Source organism: Streptomyces sp. NPDC088553, assembly GCF_044752965.1.
Taxonomy (GTDB): Bacteria; Actinomycetota; Actinomycetes; order Streptomycetales; family Streptomycetaceae; genus Streptomyces.
On record NZ_JBIVMG010000011.1, the window covers coordinates 220880 to 243378 of the forward strand.

At 72.6% G+C, this 22499-nt stretch carries 20 protein-coding genes; 6 read left to right on the forward strand and 14 right to left on the reverse strand.

From position 1 onward, the window contains the following. Positions 1-46 precede the first annotated feature (46 nt). The gene (locus ACIP8Z_RS32005) at positions 47-1468 is read left to right on the forward strand and encodes a cytosine permease (protein ID WP_402089662.1); all 1422 of its coding nucleotides are present in this window, start codon (positions 47-49) and stop codon (positions 1466-1468) included. 3 nt (positions 1469-1471) lie between these two features. Here ACIP8Z_RS32005 and ACIP8Z_RS32010 read toward each other — a convergent pair whose 3' ends face one another. From ACIP8Z_RS32010 to ACIP8Z_RS32025, 4 genes are all read right to left on the reverse strand, one after another. Continuing rightward, a complete protein-coding gene (locus ACIP8Z_RS32010) occupies positions 1472-2560 on the reverse strand; it encodes a branched-chain amino acid aminotransferase (protein WP_073912751.1) in 1089 nt (362 codons plus the stop codon). 260 nt (positions 2561-2820) lie between these two features. After that, positions 2821-3861, reverse strand: coding sequence for a 3-isopropylmalate dehydrogenase (locus ACIP8Z_RS32015; RefSeq protein ID WP_402089664.1), 1041 nt, complete (start codon positions 3859-3861; stop codon positions 2821-2823). Positions 3862-3941: 80 nt separating this feature from the next. Further along, positions 3942-4073: a hypothetical protein gene (locus ACIP8Z_RS32020; RefSeq protein ID WP_260461862.1), complete on the reverse strand. Its 132-nt coding sequence runs from the start codon at positions 4071-4073 to the stop codon at positions 3942-3944. A gap of 240 nt (positions 4074-4313) precedes the next feature. Then, positions 4314-5219, reverse strand: coding sequence for a LysR family transcriptional regulator (locus tag ACIP8Z_RS32025; RefSeq protein ID WP_402089666.1), 906 nt, complete (start codon positions 5217-5219; stop codon positions 4314-4316). 102 nt (positions 5220-5321) lie between these two features. Here ACIP8Z_RS32025 and ACIP8Z_RS32030 point away from each other — a divergent pair, with 102 nt between their 5' ends. Genes ACIP8Z_RS32030 through ACIP8Z_RS32040 form a run of 3 tightly spaced genes read left to right on the forward strand, consistent with a single transcriptional unit; the run spans position 5322 to position 7463 of the window. Continuing rightward, complete coding sequence (locus ACIP8Z_RS32030; protein WP_402089668.1) at positions 5322-6326, forward strand: zinc-binding dehydrogenase; 1005 nt, start codon at positions 5322-5324, stop codon at positions 6324-6326. A gap of 55 nt (positions 6327-6381) precedes the next feature. Further along, positions 6382-6723, forward strand: a complete 342-nt coding sequence (locus ACIP8Z_RS32035; RefSeq protein ID WP_383869599.1) for a PadR family transcriptional regulator — start codon at positions 6382-6384, stop codon at positions 6721-6723. Further along, on the forward strand, positions 6720-7463 hold the full coding sequence (locus ACIP8Z_RS32040) for a hypothetical protein (RefSeq protein ID WP_402089671.1): 744 nt from the start codon (positions 6720-6722) through the stop codon (positions 7461-7463). Before ACIP8Z_RS32035 ends, ACIP8Z_RS32040 begins: the two co-directional genes overlap by 4 nt. A gap of 7 nt (positions 7464-7470) precedes the next feature. On the opposite strand, the gene ACIP8Z_RS32045 is transcribed toward ACIP8Z_RS32040, so the two are convergent. Beyond that, positions 7471-8007, reverse strand: a complete 537-nt coding sequence (locus ACIP8Z_RS32045) for a GNAT family N-acetyltransferase (RefSeq protein WP_402089673.1) — start codon at positions 8005-8007, stop codon at positions 7471-7473. 114 nt (positions 8008-8121) lie between these two features. Between ACIP8Z_RS32045 and ACIP8Z_RS32050 the strand changes: the two genes are divergently transcribed. Continuing rightward, entirely contained in the window at positions 8122-9015 is an 894-nt protein-coding gene (locus ACIP8Z_RS32050) for an alpha/beta fold hydrolase (RefSeq protein ID WP_402089675.1), read from the forward strand. Here the strand turns inward: ACIP8Z_RS32050 and ACIP8Z_RS32055 are convergent. The 3 genes from ACIP8Z_RS32055 to ACIP8Z_RS32065 all read right to left on the reverse strand — a co-directional run bounded on the left by ACIP8Z_RS32055 (position 9005) and on the right by ACIP8Z_RS32065 (position 11974). Continuing rightward, a complete protein-coding gene (locus tag ACIP8Z_RS32055; protein ID WP_402089677.1) occupies positions 9005-9241 on the reverse strand; it encodes a hypothetical protein in 237 nt (78 codons plus the stop codon). The two genes, ACIP8Z_RS32050 and ACIP8Z_RS32055, sit on opposite strands and share 11 nt — an antisense overlap. A gap of 144 nt (positions 9242-9385) precedes the next feature. Further along, positions 9386-11017, reverse strand: a complete 1632-nt coding sequence (pruA, locus tag ACIP8Z_RS32060) for an L-glutamate gamma-semialdehyde dehydrogenase (protein WP_402089679.1) — start codon at positions 11015-11017, stop codon at positions 9386-9388. 30 nt (positions 11018-11047) lie between these two features. Continuing rightward, a complete protein-coding gene (locus tag ACIP8Z_RS32065; protein WP_402089681.1) occupies positions 11048-11974 on the reverse strand; it encodes a proline dehydrogenase family protein in 927 nt (308 codons plus the stop codon). Positions 11975-12158: 184 nt separating this feature from the next. On the opposite strand from ACIP8Z_RS32065, the gene ACIP8Z_RS32070 reads away from it, so the two are divergent. Beyond that, entirely contained in the window at positions 12159-13280 is a 1122-nt protein-coding gene (locus ACIP8Z_RS32070; protein WP_319319659.1) for a helix-turn-helix domain-containing protein, read from the forward strand. Between the two features lie 9 nt (positions 13281-13289). Here ACIP8Z_RS32070 and ACIP8Z_RS32075 read toward each other — a convergent pair whose 3' ends face one another. The 6 genes from ACIP8Z_RS32075 to ACIP8Z_RS32100 are packed head-to-tail and all read right to left on the reverse strand — an operon-like array spanning position 13290 to position 22475. Further along, positions 13290-14330, reverse strand: a complete 1041-nt coding sequence (locus tag ACIP8Z_RS32075; RefSeq protein WP_402089683.1) for an aldo/keto reductase — start codon at positions 14328-14330, stop codon at positions 13290-13292. Next, complete coding sequence (locus ACIP8Z_RS32080) at positions 14327-18256, reverse strand: ABC transporter ATP-binding protein (protein ID WP_402089685.1); 3930 nt, start codon at positions 18254-18256, stop codon at positions 14327-14329. Before ACIP8Z_RS32080 ends, ACIP8Z_RS32075 begins: the two co-directional genes overlap by 4 nt. Continuing rightward, positions 18253-19677: an LLM class flavin-dependent oxidoreductase gene (locus ACIP8Z_RS32085; RefSeq protein ID WP_402089687.1), complete on the reverse strand. Its 1425-nt coding sequence runs from the start codon at positions 19675-19677 to the stop codon at positions 18253-18255. Before ACIP8Z_RS32085 ends, ACIP8Z_RS32080 begins: the two co-directional genes overlap by 4 nt. Further along, the gene (locus ACIP8Z_RS32090) at positions 19661-20500 is read right to left on the reverse strand and encodes an ABC transporter ATP-binding protein (RefSeq protein WP_402089689.1); all 840 of its coding nucleotides are present in this window, start codon (positions 20498-20500) and stop codon (positions 19661-19663) included. The genes ACIP8Z_RS32085 and ACIP8Z_RS32090 overlap by 17 nt, the downstream gene beginning before the upstream one ends. Then, positions 20476-21405: an ABC transporter permease gene (locus ACIP8Z_RS32095; protein ID WP_402089691.1), complete on the reverse strand. Its 930-nt coding sequence runs from the start codon at positions 21403-21405 to the stop codon at positions 20476-20478. Before ACIP8Z_RS32095 ends, ACIP8Z_RS32090 begins: the two co-directional genes overlap by 25 nt. Continuing rightward, entirely contained in the window at positions 21402-22475 is a 1074-nt protein-coding gene (locus ACIP8Z_RS32100; RefSeq protein ID WP_402089692.1) for an ABC transporter substrate-binding protein, read from the reverse strand. Before ACIP8Z_RS32100 ends, ACIP8Z_RS32095 begins: the two co-directional genes overlap by 4 nt. Positions 22476-22499: the final 24 nt, after the last annotated feature.

Genomic DNA, 22499 nt, shown 5'->3' on the forward strand with positions numbered 1-22499 from the left:
CCACCGTGGCCCACCCAGCCCGCCGCTCCCGTCCCCAGGAGTCCCCATGCCGATAGAACAGCGCGGAGTCGACACCGTCCCCGAGGCCGAACGCACCAGCGGCCCCCGGGATCTCGTCGCGATCCTGCTCGGGTCCAACCTCTGCCTGGGGGTGATCGTCTTCGGCTGGCTCCCGGTCTCCTTCGGGCTCGGGCTCTGGGCCTCGGTGACCTCCGTCGTCACCGGCACCCTCGTCGGCGTCGCGGTCACCGCCCCGCTGGCCCTGGTGTCGCTCCGTACCGCCACCAACCTCTCCACCTCCTCCGGCGCCTTCTTCGGCGTACGGGGCCGGCTGGTCGGCTCGGTGGTCGGACTGCTGCTCTCGCTGGGGTACACCGCGCTGACCCTCTGGATCGGCGGCGACGTCATGGTGGGGACGCTCGCCCGGCTGGTCGGCCTGCCGGCCGGTGGTGCCACGCACGCCGTGGTCTACGCGCTGCTCGCCGCCTGCACCGCGGTCGCCGCGGTGTACGGCTACCGGCTGCTGCTCAGGCTGAGCAAGGCGCTCGCCGTCGTCATGACCGTGCTCCTGGCCCTCGGACTCCTCGCGTACGCCGGGGACTTCACGACGGCGGCGGTGCCGGACACCCCGTATCTGCTCGGCTCGTTCTGGCCGACCTGGCTGCTCTCGGCGGTGGCGGCGGGCCTCAGCGGACCGGTCGCCTTCATCACCCTGCTCGGCGACTACACCCGGTACGTCTCGCCCGAGCGGCACAGCTCCCGCTCGGTCTGGCGGGCCACCTGTCTCGGCCTGGTCGTCGGGCTGCTGGTCCCCCAGCTCTTCGGTACGTTCACGGCGCTCGCCGCCCGCGGCGGGCTCGACTACGCGGGACCGCTGGTCGCCGCCTCGCCCGTCTGGTACCTGGTCCCGCTGCTCGTCGCGGCCACCGCCGGATCCGTCGGCAACGCCGGCCTGATGCTGTACTCGATGGGCCTCGACCTGGACGCGATCCTGCCCCGGGCCACCCGGGCCCGCGCCACGCTCGTGGTCGCGGCGGTGGCGACGGGCTTCGTCTTCCTCGGCCACTTCGCCTCGGACGCGCAGTCGGCGATGACCTCGTTCGTGCTGCTCCTCACGGCGATCGGCACGCCGTGGGCGGTGATCACCCTGATCGGCCATGTGCGCTGCCGAGGCGCGTACGACCCGGAGGCGCTCCAGGTCTACAACCGGCGCTCGCGCGGCGGGATCTACTGGTTCTCGGCGGGCTGGCACCCGCGCGCCACCGCCTCCTGGGCCATCGGCGCGGCGGTCGGCCTCGCCGCCGTGTCGACGCCGATGTACGAGGGACCGCTGCTGGCCCTGACGGGCGGGATCGACTGCAGTTTCGTGCTGTCGGGGCTCGCGGGCGGCACGCTGTACGCGGTCCTGACGCCGAACAGGGCTCCCGGGACCGTGACGGCACCGGAAGCCCTGGCACAGGCGGAGTAGGTACTAGCCCAGCTCGTGCATCCAGCCGTGGACGTCCTCGGCCTTGCCGGTCTGGACGGCGAGCAGCGCGTCGCGCAGCTTCATCGTGACCTCGCCGGGCTCGCCGCCCGACTGCCGCCACTCGCCCCGCTCGGACTTGACCGTGCCGACCGGGGTGATCACGGCGGCGGTGCCGCAGGCGAAGACCTCGGTCAGGGTGCCGTTCGCGCTGTCGGCCTGCCACTGGTCGATGGAGACGCGGCCCTCCTCCGGCTCCAGACCGAGGTCCGCCGCCAGCTTGAGCAGCGAGTCACGGGTGATGCCGGCGAGCAGCGAACCGGTGAGGGTGGGCGTGACCAGCTTGTTGCCGTACACGAAGTACAGGTTCATGCCGCCGAGTTCCTCGACCCACTTGTGCTCCACGGCGTCGAGGTAGGCGACCTGGTCGCAGCCCTTCTCGGCGGCCTCGGCCTGCGCGAGGAGCGAGGCCGCGTAGTTGCCGCCGGTCTTGGCGTCGCCGACGCCGCCGGGGACGGCGCGGACGCGGTTCTCCGAGAGCCAGATGGAGACGGGCTTCACGCCGCCGGGGAAGTACGGGCCGGCCGGGGAGGCGATGACGACGAACAGGTACTCGTTGGCCGGGCGGACGCCCAGGCCGACCTCGGTCGCGATCATGAACGGGCGCAGGTAGAGCGAGGCCTCGCCGCCGTGCGCCGGGACCCACGCCTTGTCCTGCTGGACGAGGACGTCACAGGCCTCGACGAAGGTCTCGACGGGCAGCTCGGGCATGGCGAGCCGGCGGGCGGAGGCCTGGAAGCGGCGGGCGTTGGCGTCGGGACGGAAGCTGGCGACCGAGCCGTCGGGGCGGCGGTAGGCCTTCAGGCCCTCGAAGATCTCCTGCGCGTAGTGCAGGACGTTGGTGGCCGGGTCCAGGGAGAGCGGGCCGTACGGCACGAGCTGGGCGTCGTGCCAGCCCCGGCCCTCGGTCCACCGGATGGTGACCATGTGGTCGGTGAAGTGGCGGCCGAATCCCGGGTTGGCCAGGATGGCCTCGCGCTCCGCGGCGGACAGCGGGCTGGAGGAGGGCTTGAGCTCGATCGTGGGCGTCGTCATGAGTGCGTGTCCTTCACCGGTTGTGTGGGTAGGACCGCGCGCGCACGCCACTCTCGGAGACTGCTTCGTCCCTGACGAGGTGGACGTCCGAGCATGCCCGCATGGCACGGCCCCACGTCCGATTATCGCTCGCGGGGACCGGTGCGGGAAACGGGTGAACGCGGTCCTGGGTTCGATGGGGGCACCCGGGGCCGCGCATGAGTCAGCCGCCGGGCGCTGTGGCGACCCGGCGGCTGCTGTGGGATGTCAGTGCGGCCGGGTCAGCTGGCTACTCGCGCGGCGAGCGCGTCGCCGATCTCGTCCGTCGTGCGGACGCTGTCGCCGCGCTCGGTGAGATCGGCCGCGACGGCCTCCTCGACCCGGGCGGCCTCGGCCTCGTGGCCGAGGTGGCGCAGCAGGAGCGCGACGGACAGGACGGTGGCCGTGGGGTCGGCCTTGCCCTGACCCGCGATGTCCGGCGCGGAGCCGTGGACCGGCTCGAACATGGACGGGAACTCGCCGCTCGGGTTGATGTTGCCCGAGGCGGCGACGCCGATGCCGCCGGAGACGGCCGCGGCGAGGTCGGTGATGATGTCGCCGAAGAGGTTGTCGGTGACGATCACGTCGAAGCGGGCCGGGTCGGTGACGAGGAAGATCGTCGCGGCGTCGACGTGCAGGTAGTCGGTGGTGACCTCGGGGAACTCGGCGGCGACCTTGTTGAAGGTGTCCGTCCAGAGGTGACCGGCGAAGGTCAGCACGTTGTTCTTGTGCACCAGCGTGAGCTTCTTGCGCGGGCGGGCCTGGGCGCGGGCGAAGGCGTCACGGACGACCCGCTCGACACCGAAGGCGGTGTTGACCGAGACCTCGGTGGCGACCTCGTGCGGGGTGCCCTTGCGGATGGTCCCGCCGTTGCCGGTGTACGGGCCCTCGGTGCCCTCGCGGACCACGACGAAGTCGATCTCGGGCTGCCCGGCGAGCGGGGTGGCGACGCCGGGGAGCAGCTTCGAGGGACGCAGGTTCACGTGGTGGTCGAAGGCGAAGCGGAGCTTCAGGAGGAAGCCGCGCTCCAGGACGCCGGAGGGCACCGACGGGTCGCCGATGGCGCCGAGCAGGATGGCGTCGTGCTTCTTGAGGGAGTCGAGGTCGGCGTCGGTGAGGGTCTCACCGGTGGCGTGGTAGCGCTTGGCGCCGAAGTCGTACTCCTCGGTCTCCAGCTTCACGTCCTGGGGAAGGACGGCCGCGAGGATCTTGAGGCCCTGGGCCACGACCTCCTGGCCGATGCCGTCGCCGGGAATGACTGCGAGATTGATGCTGTGAGACATGTCGGCACCCTACTCTTCGTCCCATCGTCTGACACGTCACGTCCATCATGTGGACGAAGCGCCATCCGGGTGAAGGCGTGTCAGTGGCCGGTGGAGCCGCCGTTGTCACGGCGGTCGAGGGCGCGCTGGAGGGCTGCGGCGGCGTTCTGGCGGGCCTCGTCGCTGGGACGGTTGGCGGAGTGGCGGACGCGGCGGGCGGTCTGAGTTGCCATGAGGGATCGACTCCTTGAGATCAGTGGTGATCCGATGTGCGGAGATCAGTGGTGATCGAAGGTGCCGGCAGGGGCGGGGAGCGCCGCCGCAGGGGTTGCCTGCTCAGGGGCGTCGCGCTCTCGACCGCCATTCGCTGATGAAGCGAGACGTTCGGCTTCTACAAAGCTAGGGCAGGTCCTCTCATCTGTCTCCACAATTACTCGGACTTCCTACTATCTGAGACGGCGCGGGACAGCGCGTCAGCCCGCGATGGCCCGCAGCTCACGGATCAGGGCCCGTACAACGAGGGAGGCGGCCAGTTCGGGGGTGGTGACATAGCCGACCGAGCGGGTGGGGCGCTCCGGGCCGAGATCGGTGATCTCGACCGAGGGCGGTGCTCCGACCAGGGACAGCTCCGGCATGACCGCCATCCCGAAACCGGTGCTCACCATCGAGAGCACCGCTCCGTCGTCCTCGGCCTGGACGGTCGCCGGCGGGAGCCACTCCTGCCCGGCCCACCACTCCCGCGTGTACGAGGTGCAGTTCTCCGTCCAGTCGATGAGCGGGAGCGACCGGGGCGCCGGATGGCCCGCCGGGTGCACCAGCGCGTACCCCTCCTCCACCAGGACGCCGCCCACCAGCTCCGGCGGGACCGGCGAGGTCGTGCCGAGCGTCGCGATCCCGAGGTCGGCCCGCCCGTCCAGCACCTCACCGGCCGTGCCGCGCCCCACCTCCCGTACGATCCGCACCTCGGGCACGATCCCCGGATGCCGCTCCGTCAGGCGTCCCAGGGCGCGCGGCAGCAGATGGAGCGCCGCGCTGCGGAAGGCCGCGATGCGCAGCGGCCCGGCGAGGAGCCCGGCCCCCGCTCCGAGCCCCGCGCCCGCCGCCGCGGCCGACGCCGCGCCGCGCACCTCCGAGCCCATCACCTCCAGGAGCCGCAGGACCCGCCGCGCGTACGCGAGGGCCCGCTCCCCGGCCGGTGTCGGGGTGGCGCCGGACCGGCCCCGGTCGAAGAGGACCACGCCCAGCCTGCGTTCGCTCCCCCGCACCGAGTGGGAGACGGCGGACTGGGTCATGCCGAGCGCGACGGCGGCGGCCGAGAAGCCGCCCTCGCTCGCGACGGCGACGAGGACACGCAGCTCGCGGGGCGCGAGATCGGCCATGAGGGGCTCCCACCTGTGTCTATGAGCGACTTTCATGGATGAGCCGCGGCCATCGACGCTACCCCCTGCCCGGCCGCCGGATTCCTTCCTACGGTCTGCGGCATGACGAACGACACCATGATCACCGTTCAGCAGACCGCCCGTCCGTCCGGTTTCCCCACCCCCGACCTGTTCGCCTTCGTCGAGTCACCGGTCCCGGCGCCGGAGCCCGGCACCGCCCTCGTCGAGAACCTCCTCTGGTCGGTCGACCCGTACCACCGCGAGGCGATGGACTCGGACGAGATCTGGACCCTGAACGCGCCCATGGAGGGCCGCACCCTCGGCCGGGTCCTCGACTCCCGCGACCCCGCGCTGCGGCCGGGCGACCTGGTCCTGCACCGCCGCGGCTGGCGGACCCACTCCCTGGTGTCCGCGGCCGAGGCCCGCGAGGTCCCGGACCTCGGCCCCGGCGTCCCGCTCGCCGCGCATCTGAGCCTGCTCGGCGGTACGGGCCTGTCGGCCTTCGTGGGCCTGACCCGGATCGCGCGGCTCCAGCCGGGCGAGGACCTGTTCGTCTCGGCCGCGGCGGGCGGCGTGGGCACGGCGGCGGGCCGGCTCGCCCGGCTGCTCGGCGCGGGCCGGCTGGTGGGCAGCGCGGGTTCGGCGCGGAAGGTGGCGTACCTGACCGAGGAGATCGGCTTCGACGCGGCCTTCGACCACCACGAGGGCCCGGTCCCCGAGCTGCTCGCGAAGGCGGCTCCGGGCGGGCTCGACGCGGTGCTCGACGGGGTGGGCGGCGACCATCTGGAGGCCGCGATCGGCTCGCTGCGCCCGTTCGGGCGGATCGCCTGGGTCGGCGCGGTGGGCCAGTACCACTCGCTCTCCGCTCCCCCGCCGGCCCCGCGCAACCTCTTCGACGTGGTCGGCAAGAGCCTCCGGCTCGAAGGCTTCCTGGTCCGCGACCACGCGGACGCCCTCGACGAGCTGTACGACCTGACCGTCCCGCGGCTGCGCGAGGGCTCGCTGCCGCTGGACGTGACGGTGGTGGAGGGCTTCGAGCACATCGTGAGCGCGTTCCTCGGGATGCTGCGCGGCGAGAACCTGGGGAAGATGCTGGTCGCGCGATGAGATCGGCTCCCCTATCTAGTTTGCGTTCCTACCTAGCTGGTGATGCAATGCACCCATGGCCGCAGACCGCAGATCCAGCTGGCTCAAGGGAGTCCTCGACCTGCTCGTCCTCTCCCGCCTGACCGACGGCGAGAGCTACGGGTACGAGATCGCCAAGGCGCTCGCCGAGGCGGGCCTCGGCGAGATCAAGGGCGGGACGCTCTATCCCGTACTGAACCGCCTGGAGGAAGCGGGTCTGGTGGAGGCCGAGTTCCGCGCCGCCGAGCGCGGCCCGGGACGCCGCTACTACCGGCTCACCGCGCGGGGGCGCGAGCACCTCGCCACCGAGAGCCGTGACTGGCTGCGCTTCCACCGCGCCGTCGAGACCACGCTCCACCCAGGGGGAACCACCGCATGACCACGGAATCCGACCGCTATTTCGCCGAGCTCACCGAGGCGCTGCGCACCACGGGCGTGCCGTCGGAGCAGATCGCCGCCACCGTCGAGGACCTGCGCGGACACCTCTCCGGGACCGGGACGCGTCCGGAGGAGGAGTTCGGGCCGGCCGCCGCCTTCGCCGCTCGGCTCGGGGGGCTCGCGCCGCTGCCGGGCGAGCCGGACGGGAAGGCGGAGAGCTGGACCTGGACCGCCGACCTGTTCAACGACCGCCGGATGCTCGCCGTCCACGGCGACCAGGGCTGGGAGGTGGAGTCCCTGGACTCCCTCGGCCGGTTCGTCTGCCGCCGCTCCGCGACGGCGGCGCTGCGCTGGGAGTACCGCCGCGAGATCATCGGCGCCCGGCGCCGCGCGAAGGTCCTGGCCGAGCTGGAGCCCGAGGGCTGGGAGCTGTGCGGCGAGTGGCTGGTGTACGGCTACTTCAAGCGGCCGCGCGCCGCGACGGCGGGCCCGGCGGGCGTCCTGGAGGCCCCGCCCGCCGCCCCGCTCCGGCACCTGTTCCTGAGCCGCCGGGGCAAGGCGCTGCTCGCGGTGTGGCTCGTGGTGGTCGGCGGCGCGATGGCGGCGACTTTCATCGGGACGCTCGGCACGGGCGGGCTCGCGATCACCGTCGCCCTCTCCTCCATGGTCTTCGCACTGGTCACCTCCCAGCTGGAGACGGCCAAGGGGCGGGTGGACCAGGACCGCTCGCCGTCCTCCTGACCCTCCCTCACAGCACGTCGCCGTCCCGCCAGTCGAAGACGAGCGCCGCGGCCGGATCGGGCAGTGCCCGGCCGGCCGCCGGGCGCAGGAAGACGTACCCCTCCTCCTCCGCGAGGTGGACGATCCCCTCGGGCCCCATGGCTTCGAGGCGGCCTCCCCAGACCTGCCAGCCGCGCGCCCGGTAGAGCGCGGCCCCGGCGTCCGAGGCGCCGAGCGCCCCGAAGGCGTATGCCCCGTCGATGACCCGCTCCAGCCCGGCCATGACGTCCCCGCCGAGCCCCCGGCGCCTGAGGTCGGCGCGGACGGCGACGCCTTCGACGTACCCGACGCGGTGCGAACGCCCGCGGTGCAGGGCGCGGCGCATGACGACGGCGCCGTGGGCGGCGATGCCGTCCTCGTCCTCGATCCAGGCGTGGACGCCCCCGAGCGTGTGGTCCCAGTCGTCGTCGGAGAAGTCGCCGTCGAAGGCGGTGTCGAGCAACTCGCGTACGGAGCGGAGCCGGTCGGCCCCGAGTTCATGGGTGGGCGCGATCCTCACGGTCATGCGCCCAGACTCCCACACCCCCCTCACCCCTAACCACTGAACATCCATTGACAGGTTAACTCACGCCTGCTTGAGTCATTCCATAACCACTGACACGCACTTAAGGGGTTAGAGATGACGAGCACCGTGCTGCCCACCCACCACCGCACCGTCAAGGTCCGCGGCCACGAGATCGCCTACCGCGAGGCCGGCCCGGCCGACGCCCCCGTCCTCCTGCTGCTGCACGGCTTCCCCACCAGCTCGCACATGTTCCGCGACCTGATCCCGCGGCTCGCCGACTCCTACCGCCTGATCGCCCCCGACCACCTGGGCTTCGGCCGCAGCGCCGCCCCCGACGCCGCCGACTTCGACTACACCTTCGCCGAACTGGCGGCGCTCACCGGCGAGTTCACCGAGGCGCTGGGCCTGGAACGGTTCGCGCTCTACATCCAGGACTACGGCTCCCCCATCGGCCTGCGCCTCGCCCTCGCCCACCCGGAGCGGATCACCGCGATCATCAGCCAGAACGGCAACGCGTACGAGGAGGGCCTCGGCGCCGAGGCCTGGGCGCCGGTCCTCGCCCTGATCGAGGAGCGCACCCCCGAGACGGAGGCGCCGGTGCGCGCCATCCGCTCCCTCGACGGCATCCGCTGGCAGTACGAGACGGGCGTGCCGGCCGAGTACCGCGACCTCCTCGACCCCGGCGCCTGGCACCACGACGCCGCCCTGATGGCCCGCGAGGGACAGGACGCGATCCAGCTCGGCCTGATCGCCGACTACGGCTCCAACCTCGCCCTCTACCCGGCCTTCCAGGAGTACTTCCGCACCAGCCGGGTCCCGCTCCTCGCGGTCTGGGGCGAAGGCGACCAGGTCTTCGTCCCGGCGGGCGCCGAAGCCTTCCGGCGGGACCTCCCGGACGCCGAGATCCACCTGCTCCCCACGGGCCACTTCGCCCTGGAGACGCACGCACCGGCGATCGCCGCCCTGATCGACGACTTCCTCGCGCGGCGCGTGGGCGTCAGGCCGTAGCCTTCTCCAGATCGCGGGCCATGCGCTCCACCCAGTCGGTGAGGCCCTCCCGATGGCGGCCGTCGGCTTCGAGCAGGGTCGCGACCTGCGCGTCCGTGAGCCGGTCGGGTCCCTCGGCGGTCAGCAGCCGGTGCAGCTCCTTCATCAGGGACATCATCCGCAGCGCGTCGAGGTGCTCGATCGCGTCGACCCCGTGCCCGGGGCCGAGTGTCGTCGAACCGGGCATGTCGTGCCTCCTCACCGAGCCCCCTACCAGCAGCGTAAGCCCCCCGCATGAGAACCGCCCCCGTCCTCAGGTTGGGGGACCGAGGAGGGGGGCGGTGATCAGGGGCCGCTCGCGCGGCGGGCCTCCGGGCGGAGGCGGGGGGCGTCAGCCCATGTGGGGGTAGCCGTACTCGGTCGGCGGGACCAGCGTCTCCTTGATGGCGCGGGTCAGCGTCCAGCGCATCAGGTTCTGCGGGGCGCCGGCCTTGTCGTTCGTGCCCGAGGCACGGCCGCCGCCGAAGGGCTGCTGGCCGACGACGGCGCCGGTCGACTTGTCGTTGATGTAGAAGTTGCCCGCGGCGAAGCGGAGCTTCTCCATCGTGTACGCGGCCGCCGCGCGGTCACCGGAGATGACCGAGCCGGTGAGGGCGTAGTCCGAGACCGACTCCATCTGGGTCAGCATCGCGTCGTACTGGTCGTCCTCGTACACGTGGATCGCGAGGATCGGGCCGAAGTACTCGGCCTTGAAGACCTCGTTCTCCGGGTCGGTGCAGGCGATGACGGTCGGGCGGACGAAGTAGCCCACCGAGTCGTCGTACGTGCCACCGGCGATGATCGTGCAGGTCGGGTCGGCAGCGGCACGGTCGATCGCGGCCTTGTTCTTGGCGAACGAGCGCTCGTCGATGACGGCGCCGATGAAGTTCGACAGGTCGGTGACGTCACCCATGGTGATGCCGTCGACCTCGGCCGCGAACTCCTCCTTGAAGCCGTCGTTCCAGATGGAGGCCGGAATGTAGGCACGCGAGGACGCGGAGCACTTCTGGCCCTGGAACTCGAAGGAGCCACGGGTCAGCGCGGTCTTCAGGATGGCGCGGTCGGCGCTGGGGTGCGCGACGACGAAGTCCTTGCCACCGGTCTCGCCGACGATCCGCGGGTACGAGCGGTACTTCTCGATGTTCGTGCCGACCGTCTTCCACAGGTGCTGGAAGGTCTTGGTCGAACCCGTGAAGTGGATGCCGGCCAGGTCGGGGTGGTTCAGGGCCACCTCGGAGACGGCGATGCCGTCGCCGGTCACCAGGTTGATGACGCCCTTCGGCAGGCCGGCCTCCTCCAGGAGCTCCATGAGGAGCACGGCGGAGTGGGTCTGCGTCGGGGACGGCTTCCAGACCACCACGTTGCCCATGAGGGCGGGGGCGGTGGGCAGGTTGCCCGCGATGGCGGTGAAGTTGAACGGCGTGATCGCGTAGACGAAGCCCTCGAGCGGGCGGTGGTCCAGACGGTTCCACACACCCGGGGAGTTCGCCGGCGGCTGCTCGGCCAGGATCTGGCGGGCGTACGCCACGTTGAAGCGCCAGAAGTCGACGAGCTCGCACGGGGTGTCGATCTCGGCCTGCTGGGCGGTCTTCGACTGGCCGAGCATGGTGGACGCGGCCAGCGTCTCGCGCCACGGGCCGGCGAGCAGCTCGGCGGCGCGCAGGATGATCGCGGCACGGTCGTCGAAGGCCATCGCGCGCCAGGCGGGGGCCGCGGCCAGGGCCGCGTCGACGGCGTCCTGGGCATCCTGCGTGGTGGCGCCGCGGAAGGTGCCGATGACGGCCTTGTGGTTGTGCGGCTGGACGACCTTGAACTCCTCGCCGCCGCCGAGGCGCTTCACGCCGCCGATGGTCATCGGCAGCTCGCGCGGGTTCTCGGCCAGCTCCTTGAGCTTGGTCTCCAGACGGAGGCGCTCGGGGGAGCCGGGGGCGTAGCTGTGCACCGGCTCGTTGACCGGAGCGGGGACCTGGGTGACAGCGTCCATAAGTCTCGATACTCCTTGTGAGAGGTGGGCTCAGCCCTTGGTGAGGATGGAGCGGACGAAGAAGAGGAGGTTCGCCGGCTTCTCCGCGAGGCGGCGCATGAAGTAGCCGTACCAGTCGGTGCCGTAGGCGGTGTACACGCGCATGCGGTGTCCCTCGGCGGCCAGCCGGTGCTGCTCCTCGCTGCGGATGCCGTACAGCATCTGGAACTCGTACTCGTCCAGCTTGCGCCCCGCACGGCGGGCGAGCTCCTGGCCGATGGAGATCAGGCGCGGGTCGTGGGACCCGATCATCGGGTAGCCCTCGCCGTCCATCAGGATCTTCATGATCCGGACGTACGCCTTGTCGATCTCGGGCTTGTCCTGGATGGCGACGGAGGCGGGCTCCTTGTAGGCGCCCTTCACGATCCGGACGCGGGAGCCGTTCGCGGCGAGGCGACGGGCGTCGTCCTCGGTGCGGAAGAGGTAGGCCTGGATGACACAGCCGGTCTGCGGGTGGGTCTTCCGCAGCTCCTCGTGGATGGCGAACATCGAGTCGAGGGTGGTGTGGTCCTCGGCGTCCAGGGTGACCGTGGTGCCGATCTCGGCGGCGGCCTCGACGACCGGGCGGACGTTCGCGAGGGCCAGCTCGTGCCCGTTCTCCAGCGACTGGCCGAACATCGACAGCTTGACGGACATCTCGGCACGCTCGCCGAGGCCCAGCTCCTTGAGCCGGCCGATGAGCTCCAGGTAGGCGTCGCGGGCGGCGTACGACTGCTCGACGGTGGTGATGTCCTCACCGACGACGTCGAGGGTGACCTCCAGGCCGCGGTCGCTCAGCTCCTGGACGATCGGGACGACGTCGTCGACCGACTCACCGGCGATGAAGCGGGCGACGACCTGCTTGGTCCCGGGGGCGGCCGACACGAAACGGCGCATCTTGTCGCTGCGCGACGCGGCGAGGATCACGGGACCCAGCACGGGGGACCTCCAGAAGGACAGGGTGACGAAGGGGGCCGTACCCGATCTTTCGTAAGAATCCGGGAACAGCACGAAGAACCACCGTGAAACCTATGGATCGCTCCGATCGTCCGCCATCTACACCTGTCACGCATCCGTGAGCGGCTTCTCATACATCTGTCTGAGGGGGTGCGAGAATGGCGCCGTGAAGGGCGATTACCAAGAACTGGTGGACGAGATCTCCGCGCTGCTCGGCGCACCGGCGACGCTGGAGAACCGCGATTTCGGTCTGATCGCCTTCGGCGCCCACGACAGCGACGACGACACCGCCATGGACCCCGTCCGGACGCGGTCGATCCTGACCCGGAAGTCGACCCCGGCGGTCCGCGCCTGGTTCGAGGGCTTCGGCATCACCCGGGCGACGGGCCCTGTCCGTATCCCGGCCGCCCCGGACGCCGGGGTGTTCCGGGACCGCGTCTGCCTTCCCGTACGCCATCGGGGGGTCGTCCTCGGGTACGTCTGGCTGCTCGACGCCGAGCCCGGCCCCACGCCCGCCCAGCTCACGGCCGCGATGGAGGTCGCCACCCGGATCGGCGACCTCCTCGCCGACGAGGAGCGCGCGGACGCCGACCTCTCACGCGAGTTCGCCGCGGCCCTGACCGCCGGGCGCGGCTGGCAGAGCGAGATGGCCGTCGCGACCCTCCGGGCGGCCCTCGGCCCCAGCGCGGACGGTCTGCACACCGTCGTCTGCGTGACCCCCTGGCAGGGCGACGCCCCCTCGATCCGGTCGGTCGCCGCCGCGGCGGCGGTCGCCGTCCTCCCCGAGGGCGAGTCCGGCGAGTCCCTGGCCGTCCTCGTACGGCTGCGCTCGCCCGAGGACCTCGCCCCGGCCCGGGCAGCCGCCGACCGGCTGCGCGCCGCCGCCCCGGCCGGCGTCGCCACCCCCCGCCGGGGCCTCACGGACCTCCCGGCGGCCTGGCGCGAGGCCAACACGGCGGCCCGCGCCGCCACCGCGCAGCCGACCCTCGGACCGGTCGCGGAGTGGGCCGGGATCGGCCCGTACCGCCTGCTCGCGGCGCTCTACCACCCCGAGGTCGACCCCGTCGTCGCCCCGCTCATCGCCCCCGCCCACGCCGAACTGGCCCGCACCGCCGAGGTGTTCCTCGACAACGCGGGCCAGGCGGGCCGCACGGCGGCGGCCCTGGGCATCCACCGCCAGACCCTCTACTACCGGCTGTCCCGGGTCGAGCAGCTCACCGGCCTGGACCTGGACGACGGCGAGGACCGCCTGCTGCTCCACATGTCCCTGAAGTCGGCGCGGCTCTGACCCGGGCCGTCAGGGACGCGGGCGGCGGCGCAGCTCCGGCTCCGCCAGCGCGGGCGGCACGTATCCGCCGTCCCGGGCCGACAGGTTCGTGCCCGGCGGCACGATCTTGTCGATCCGGTCGAGGACGTCCCGGCTCAGCCGGATCCGGTCGGCGCCGAGCTGTGCCTCCAGCTGCTCGAAGGTCCGGGGCCCGATGATCGCCGAGGTGACGGCGGGGTGCTCCAGGACGAAGGCGAGCGCGAGCTGGACGAGGGTCAGTCCGGCCTCGTCGGCGAGCTGGGCCAGCGCCTCGGCGGCGTCGAGCTTGGCCGCGTTCTCCGGGTCGGCGATGTCGAAGCGGGCGGCCTGGCGGTCGATCCGGCTGGACCGCGGCTGCTCCGCGCCCTTGCGGTAGCGGCCCGAGAGCCAGCCGCCCGCCAGCGGGCTCCAGGTGAGGACCCCGAGGCCGTAGCGCTGGGCGACGGGCAGCACCTCCCGCTCGATGCCCCGGGCGAGCAGGGAGTACGGCGGCTGTTCGGCGACGACCCGCTCGCGGCCCCGGCGCTCGGCGGTCCACTGTCCCTCGACGATGGCGGAGGGCTCGAAGGTGGAGGTGCCGATGTAGCGGATCTTGCCCTGGCGGACGAGGTCGGTCAGGGCGCCGAGCGTCTCGTCGAAGTCGGTCTCCGGCTCGGGCCGGTGCACCTGGTAGAGGTCGATCCAGTCGGTGCCGAGGCGGCGCAGGCTGTTCTCGACCTCGCGGACGATCCAGCGCCGGCTGTTGCCGCGCTCGTTGGTGTCCTCGCCGAGGCTGCCGTGGAACTTGGTGGCCAGGACGACATTGTCCCGGCGGCCGCCCGCGAGGGCCTTGCCGACGATCGTCTCCGACTCCCCCGCCGAGTACACGTCGGCGGTGTCGACGAAGTTGATGCCGGAGTCCAGGGCCTTGTGGATGATGCGGACGCTGTCGGCGTGGTCGGTGTTGCCGCGGGCGCCGAACATCATCGTGCCCAGGCACAGCGGGCTCACCCTGACGCCGGTGCGGCCCAGCAGTCGGTGTTCGGTGGTCATCGTGCACTCCCTTGTACGAGTCGGTCGTGGTGCTCCGCCGCCGCGTGGGCGGACGGGGTGGTGGTCGTGGCGGTCGTGGTGGTGGTGGTGCCCTGCCGGTAGGCGTCCCAGAGACGGCGGTACGGCCCCGGGGACGCGAGGAGCTGGGCGTGCGTGCCGCTCTCCACGACGGTGCCCGCCTCCAGGACGACGACCCGGTCGGCGCGCGCGGCCGTGGTGAGCCGGTGCGCGACGACGAGCGTCGTACGACGGCGGCTGAGCGCGTCCACGGCGGCGGCCACGCGCCGCTCGGTGGCGAGGTCGAGCGAGGCGGTGGCCTCGTCGAGGAGCAGGACGTCGGGGTCGATGAGTTCGGCCCGGGCGAGGGCGAGCAGCTGGCGCTGCCCGGCCGAGAGGCCGTGGCCCCGCTCCCCCACGGGGGTCAGATAGCCGGCCGGCAGGGCGGCCACCGTGTCGTGGGCGCCGACCGCCCGGGCGGCGGCCTCCACCTCGGCGTCGGTGGCGTCCGGGCGGCCGTAGGCGATGGCGTCGCGGACGGTGACGCCGAACAGGTGCGGCTCCTGCGGAACGATGCCGAGCCTGCGGCGGTAGCCGGTCAGGTCGAGCTCGCGCAGGTCGTGCCCGTCCACCCGGACGGCTCCGGCCGCCGGGTCGTAGAACCGGGCCAGGAGCTTGACGACGGTGGACTTGCCCGCGCCGGTGGTGCCCACGAGCGCGACGGTCTCGCCGGGCTCGACCCGCAGCCGGACGCCGTGGAGCACGTCCCGTTCCCGGCCGCCCGCGTAGTGGAACGACACGTCGTCGAACTCGATCTCGCCGCGCAGCGAGGTCACCCGGCGCGGCGCCGCCGCCAGGGGCGTGGCGACGGGGGTGCGCATCAGGGCGCGCAGCCGGCTCATCCCGACGACCGCCTGCTGGTAGCCGTCGAAGACCTGGGAGAGCTGCTGGATGGGCGAGAAGAAGAGTTCGACGTAGAGCAGGAAGGCGATCAGCGTCCCCGCCGTCAGCTCCCCGGAGCGCACCTGCCCCGCGCCGACGGCGAGGACCGCGGCGGTGGAGAGCGTGCCGAGGAACTCCACGAAGGGGAAGAAGGTGCCCATGTAGCGCTGGGCGCGCAGCCGTGAGTCGCGGAACGACCAGGCGAGGGCGGCGAAGTGGGCGGCGTTGTGCGCCTCGCGCCGGAACGCCTGGGTGACGCGCAGCATGCCCACGTTCTCCTGGAGGCAGGCGTTGACCGTACTGATCCGTTCCCTCGCCTCCAGGTAGGCGGGGACCGAGTAGTGCCGGAACACGACGGTCGCGCCGATGAGCGGCGGCAGCGCGGCGAGCAGGACGAGCGCGAGGCCGGCGTCGATGACGAGGAGCGCGGCCAGGACGCCGAGGACGGTGAGGAGGCTGACGACCGCGGTGATCAGTCCGGTCTGCAGGAACGTGGACAGGGCGTCCACGTCGGTGGTCATCCGGGTCATGATGCGGCCGCCGAGCTCTCCCTCGTAGTAGTCGAGGCCGAGCCGCTGCAACTGGGCGTAGGTCTTGATCCGCAGGGTGTAGAGGAGCCGCTCGCCGGTGCGTCCGGTGGTGCGGACCTGGGCGACGCCGACGAGCCAGTTCAGCCCGACGACGAGGGCGGCCGCGGCCGAGGCCGCGAGGAGGACTCCCCTCGCCTGGTGGGCGACGCCGCCGTCCACCCCGTGGCGTACGAGGACGGGCACGGCGATCTGCGCGAGGGCGTCCACGGCAACCAGGAGCAGGCCGGCGAGGAGCGACAGCCGGAACGGCTTCAGGAGGGTGCCGAGGTGGAACCGGGGGTCGGCGGAGACCGCCTGCTCCAGCGGCACCCGGGGGTCGTCCTCGGGCAGCGGGAGCCGTTCGAGCGCGGCGAGGAGTTCGGGGGTCGGCGGTGCGGAGCCGAGGACCCCTCCCCCCGGTCCGCCGCGGCCCGGCCCTGCGGTGGCCGCGGCCTCGGCGAGCGCGTTGGCGGCCCGTACGGCCGTGGACTCGTCGTGGACGCGCGCGGAGGCCGCGGGGCGCCGCCACAGCTCCTCGGTGACGCCCCGCGCCGGGGCCGGGGCCTCCGCCTGCCGGCCCTCCTCCCCGTCGGCGGCCAGGAGCGAGCGGAACAGGGCCGAGCGGGAGCGCAGTTCGGCCAGGGTGCCGGTGTCCACGATCCGGCCGCCGTCCATGACCGCGATCCGGTCGGCCAGTTCCAGCGTCGACTCGCGGTGGGCGACGAGCACGGTGGTGCGCCGGCGCCCGGCCTCGCGCAGGGACGCGTGGATGTCGGCCTCGACGCGGGCGTCGATCGCGGAGGTGGCGTCGTCGAGCACCAGGACCGCGGGGTCGCCGAGCAGGGCGCGGGCGAGGGCGATCCGCTGGCGCTGGCCGCCGGAGAGCGTGAGCCCCTGTTCCCCCACGAGGGTGTCGTAGCCGTCGGGCAGCCGCTCGACGAACGCGTCGGCGCACGCGAGGCGGGCGGCCGCCCGGATCTCCTCGTCACCGGCGTCCGGGCGGCCGTACGCGATGTTGGCCCGCACGGTGTCGGAGAGCAGCAGGCTCTCCTCGAAGACGAAGCCGATACGGGAGCGCAGACCGGCCAGGGTGAGGTCGCGGACGTCGTGCCCGTCGACCCGGACCGTGCCCGCCGCCGTGTCGTAGAAGCGGGGCAGCAGGGCGACGGCGGTGGACTTGCCGCAGCCCGCGGGGCCGATGAGCGCGAGGGTCTCCCCCGGGCGCACGTCCAGGCTGAATCCGCGCAGCAGGGGCTCGCCGGCTCCGTGGGTGAAGGTCACGTCGTCCCAGGCGAGCGCGGGGAGGGCGGCGGGAGGAGCGTCCCCCGGCGCGTCTCCTGCCACCCGCGGGTCTCTTGCCACCGGCGGGTCGGTGATCCCCGGCGTCTCGTCGATCACCTCGAAGACGCGCTCCGCGCCCGCCCTCGCCTGCTGCCAGACGGTGAGCAGGGTCGCGACCTGCCGGACCGGGGTGACGAACGAGCCGAGGTACGCGGTGAAGGCGAGGAACGTGCCCAGCGAGACCCGGCCGTCGAGCGCCAGCCAGCCGCCGAGGACCAGGACCGCCACCTGCCCGAGCGCGGGCACGGCCTGGAGGGCCGGGTTGTAGCGGCTGGTGAAGGCGACGACGCGCAGCCGCGAGGCGAACAGTCCCCGGACCCGGCGTTCGAGTCCCTCCAGTTCGCGCCGCTCCTGGCCGAAGCCCTTGACGATACGGACCCCGGTGACCGTGGACTCGACGGCGGAGGCGACCTCGGCCGCCTCCTGCTGGGCGTGCCAGTTGGCGGGGAAGAGGGTGCGTCGGCCGCGCAGCGCGATCAGCCACAGGAGCGGGCCGACGACCAGGGCGACGACGGTGAGCAGCGGCGAGAGCCAGGCCATGAGGACCAGCGAGACGCAGAACATCAGGGCGTTGCCGGTCATGTTGGGCAGGAACTGCAGCAGCGTCTGGATCAGGGTGATGTCGGAGATGGAGCGGCTCACCACCTGGCCGGTGCGCAGGTCGTCCTGTTGCGCGCCGTCGAGCCGGAGGAGCGCGGCGAAGGCGTCGTTGCGCAGGTCGTACTGGACGCCGAGGGAGAGCCGGCCGGAGCAGTAGCGGCGGACGAAGCTCCCGCCGAAGCGCACCGCGCCGATGCCGGTGAGCAGCAGGATCCAGGGGGCCAGGGACGTGGTGGCGGAGCCCGAGACGCCGTCGACGACGTGGCGGAGGACGAGGGGCAGCGAGGCGGTGGCGACGGCGGCGACGGCCGCGGCGCCGAAGGCGAGCAGGAGGTCGGTGCGGCGGCGGAGCGCGTACCCGCCGAGGCGGCGCGCCCAGCCGGGCCGCGCCGCCTCCGGACGCCCGGCCCCGCCCGCCCCGGTGGGTGCGGGCGGTGCGGCGGCCGGGGCGCCCTCGTGCGTGGGACAGTCGCTCACCGGGATTCGACCAGACCGATGCCGAGGTGGCCGCCGGGCGCCTCGCCGCCGTCGCTCCCGGCGCCGTCGCTCCCGGCGCCGTCGAACAGCCGGTTGGCGGGCCGGGGAAGGCCGTAGTGGTCGCGCAGGGTGGTGCCGGTGTACTCGGTGCGGAACAGGCCGCGCTCCTGGAGCAGCGGCACCACCCGGTCGACGAAGGCTTCGAGGCCCGAGGGCAGGACGGCCGGCATGATGTTGAAGCCGTCGGCCGCGCCGCTGACGTACCAGTGCTCGATGGTGTCGGCGATCTGCTCGGGCGTCCCGGCGAACGTCCGGTGCCCGCGGCCGCCGCCGAGGCGTCCGATCAGCTGGCGCACGGTGAGCCGTTCGCGGCGGGCCAGCTCCACGATCAGCGTGTAGCGGCTCTTCGCGCCCTCGATGTCGTCCTCGGTCGGGATGTCCTCGGGCAGTTCGGCGTCCAGGTCGAGGTCCTCGGGCGCGATCTTCAGCCGCAGGGCCAGCTGGCGCTTGGCGTACTCCGGCACGATGAGCCGGTCGAGTTCGGCGTCCAGCTCGCGGGCCTCTGCCTCGGTGTCGCCGATGACCGGGACGATGCCGGGGAGGATCTTGATGCCGGCGGGGTCGCGGCCGAGCGCGAGCGCCCGCTGCTTGACGTCCTTGTAGAAGGCGATGCCCTCCTCCAGGGTCTGCTGGGCGGTGAAGACCGCCTCTGCGTAGCGGGCGGCGAAGTCCTTGCCGTCCTCGCTCGACCCGGCCTGCACCAGGAGCGGGTAGCCCTGCGGGGAGCGCTCGACGTTCAGCGGCCCCTCCACCCGGAAGAACTCGCCCCGGTGGCCGATGCGCCGGACCCGGTCGGCGCGGGCGTGGATCCCGCCCTCCTTGTCCGCGACCACCGCGTCGTCGGCCCAGCTGTCCCACAGCTTGGTGGCCACGTCGACGAACTCGGCCGCGCGCCGGTAGCGCTCGCGGTGCAGCGGGGTGTCGTCGAGGCCGAAGTTGCGGGCCGCGTCCGCTCCCGCGGTGGTGACGATGTTCCAGCCGGCCCGCCCGTTCGACACGTGGTCGAGCGAGTTGAAGCGGCGGGCCAGGTTGAAGGGTTCGTTGTAGCTGGTGGAGGCGGTCGCGATCAGCCCGATGTGCGAGGTGACGGCGGCCAGGGCGGTGAGGAGCACGGTCGGCTCCAGCTTGCTGACGGGCCGGCGCCCGGGGTCGCCCTGCTGGACGGGGCTGTCCGCGAGGAAGACCGAGTCGAGCAGGCCGCGTTCGGCGATGCGGGCGAGGTTCTGGTGGTGCGCGATGCCGGTGCCGCCGTCGGCGGGGCTCTCGGGGAGGCGCCAGGCCGCCTCGTGGTGGCCGACCGACATGAGGAAGGCGTTGAGGTGGAGGGGCTTGCGGGCGGGGCGGTCAGACGTGTGCGGCATGGGGGTGGTCCTCCGGACGGGGTGCGGGGGCGAGCGGTGCGGAGTGCACGCCGAGCGCGGCGAGCAGGGCGTCGCGGTACTGCTGGAAGCGCGGATCGCGCCGGTCGCGCGGGGTGGGGAGGTCGATGGCGAGATCGACGGAGATCTCCCCCTCGTCGAGGACGAGGACCCGGTCGGCGAGTTCGACGGCCTCGTCGACGTCGTGGGTGACGAGGAGGACCGCGGGGCGGTGGCGTTCGTACAGTTCGCGGAGCAGGTCGTGCATCTTGATCCGGGTCAGCGCGTCGAGCGCGCCGAACGGCTCGTCGGCGAGCAGCAGTTCGGGATCGCGTACGAGGGCGCGGGCGAGCGCCGCCCGCTGCTGTTCGCCGCCGGACAGCTCGTGCGGCCAGGACCGCTCGCGGCCGGCGAGGCCCACCTCGGCGAGCGCGGTCAGACCGCGTGCGCGGGCTCCGGGCCCGCGCAGTCCCAGGGTCACGTTGTCGAGGACCCGCAGCCACGGCAGCAGCCGGGAGTCCTGGAAGGAGAGCGAGACCCGCTCGGGGACGAGCAGCTCTCCCGAGCCCTCGACGTCGTGGTCGAGGCCGGCCACGGCGCGCAGGAGCGTGGACTTGCCGGAGCCGCTGCGGCCGAGGAGAGCGGTGAACTCCCCGGCCGCCAGGGCGAGATCGATCTCCTTGAGGACGACCCGGTCGCCGAAGCGGCGGACCAGGCGCCCGGCCCGTACGGCGGGTGGTGCGCCGGGGGCGCCGACTTCGCGGGGCTGTGCGTCCTGCGCGGTCTCGTCGTGGTCCTTCGTCAGCCCGCCAGCGTGCGTCGCCATGACAGGGCCCTCCTCTCGACGGCGCGGACGAGGGCGTCGGAGGCGAAACCGAAGGTGCCGTAGGCCACCAGACCGACGATGATCACGTCCGACTGGGCGTACTGCTGGGCCTGGAACATCATGTAGCCGATGCCGCTGGTGGCGTTGACCTGCTCGACCACGATCAGTCCCAGCCAGGACGAGGTGACGCCGAGCCGGAGCCCCACGAAGAAGCCGGGCAGCGAGCCGGGCAGGACGACCTTGCTCAGGAACTGCCGGCGGCGCAGCTCCAGCACCTCGGCGAGTTCCACATGACGGCTGTCGATGCTGGTCAGCGATGCGTAGGTGTTGATGTAGACGATCACGGCGACACCCAGGGCGATGACGGTGATCTTCATCTGCTCGCCGATGCCGAGCCAGAGGATCAGCAGCGGCAGCATCGCGAGGGACGGAATGGCCCGCTTGATCTGGAGCGGCCCGTCGACGAGGTACTCGCCGGTGCGGCTGAGTCCGGCGATCACGGCGAGCAGCACACCCGAGGCGACCCCGAGCAGCAGACCGAGCCCGGCGCGCTGCAGGGAGACCAGCACATTGCCCTGGAGCCGCCCGTCGGCGATCAGCTCGACGGCCGTGGAGACGACCGCGCCGGGGCCGGAGAGGATGCGCGGGTCGAGATACCCGGCCGCCGAGGCGGCCCACCAGAGGGCGACCACGAGCACGGGGCCGAGGAGCCGCCCGAAGGGCACGCTCCGGCCGGGGCCGAGGCGGCGCCGCCGCTGGATGCCGGAGCGGGACACCAGGACGGTGGCGGGGGTCGCGGCGGGCGGCTTCCGGGCCTCGGGGGACTTCGTACCGTGCGGCTCCCTCGGCGAGGCCGCGACGCCCGCCGGGACGCGGGTGCGGACATCGGTCAGGGAGTCGCTCATGATCCCTCCCGGTACTGGGCGGCCACGGCCCCGGACGCGAGGCCCTCGAAGCGCCGGTCGAACAGCGAGGCGGCGTCCACCTTCGGCACGAACCCGCCCTCGGTCAGCAGGTCGGCGGTCTCCTGCTCCCAGGCGATGGCCTTGTCCCAGGAGACGGGGAACTGCGGTGTGGCGAGGGAGGCGACGATGCGGCGGCCGTCGGCCTCCTTCACGCCCTGGTCCTTGACGTAGTAGGCGTCGATCCAGCGGTCGGTGTTCTCCCACGCCCACACCACGCCCTGGGCCCACAGCGGGACGAAGGCGCGGACGGCCGCGGCCTTCGCCGGGTCGTTCAGCACCTCGATCGGGGCCCAGAGGACGGTCAGCAGGTCGATGACGTCGGTGGGCACCCGGCGGGCGCCGTCCCCGGCGTACTGGGACAGGTACTTGGTGAGCGTCGGCTCGCCGAGCGGCGCCGCGTCGACCTGCTTGGACTGCAGGGCGGTGAGGAACTGGGTGCTCGGCAGTTCGACGAGATCGACGTCGCCGTGGGCTATCCCGGCCTGTTTGAGGGCCCGCAGGACGACCACGCCCTGTGCCTGCCCCTGCGAGAAGGCGATCTTCTTGCCGCGGAAGTCCGCGACGCTCCGGACGGCCGAGCCCGGCGAGGTGGCGAAGACGTACGAGGGCTGCCTGCGTACCTGTACGGCGACGATACGGGCCTCCACGCCGATGGCCTGGGCCTGGATCGGCGGAATTCCGGCATTGCTGGCCAGGTCGATGGAGCGGGCCCGGAATCCCTGGATGATGTCGGGTCCCGCGCTCAGATTGGGCCACTCGGAGACGGTGAAGGGGAGTTTCTTTCCGATGCCTGATTCGGCGAATTGAATGCGCGAACTGCGGACGGCGACGGTCAGCGAGGTACCGGCGGGCGGCGGCCCGGTGGGCAGTTCCTTCAGCGGTACGGAATGGGCGGCGTTACGGGTCTGGGGCGCGCATCCGGCGGCGGCGAGGACGGCGCCGGACGCGAGGGCGAGGAAGCCTCTCCGCCCGAGGGCGGGGGACGGTGGCGGGTGCGGGAAGGAGGGCATGGGGAGTTCCTGTCGGGTGCGGTG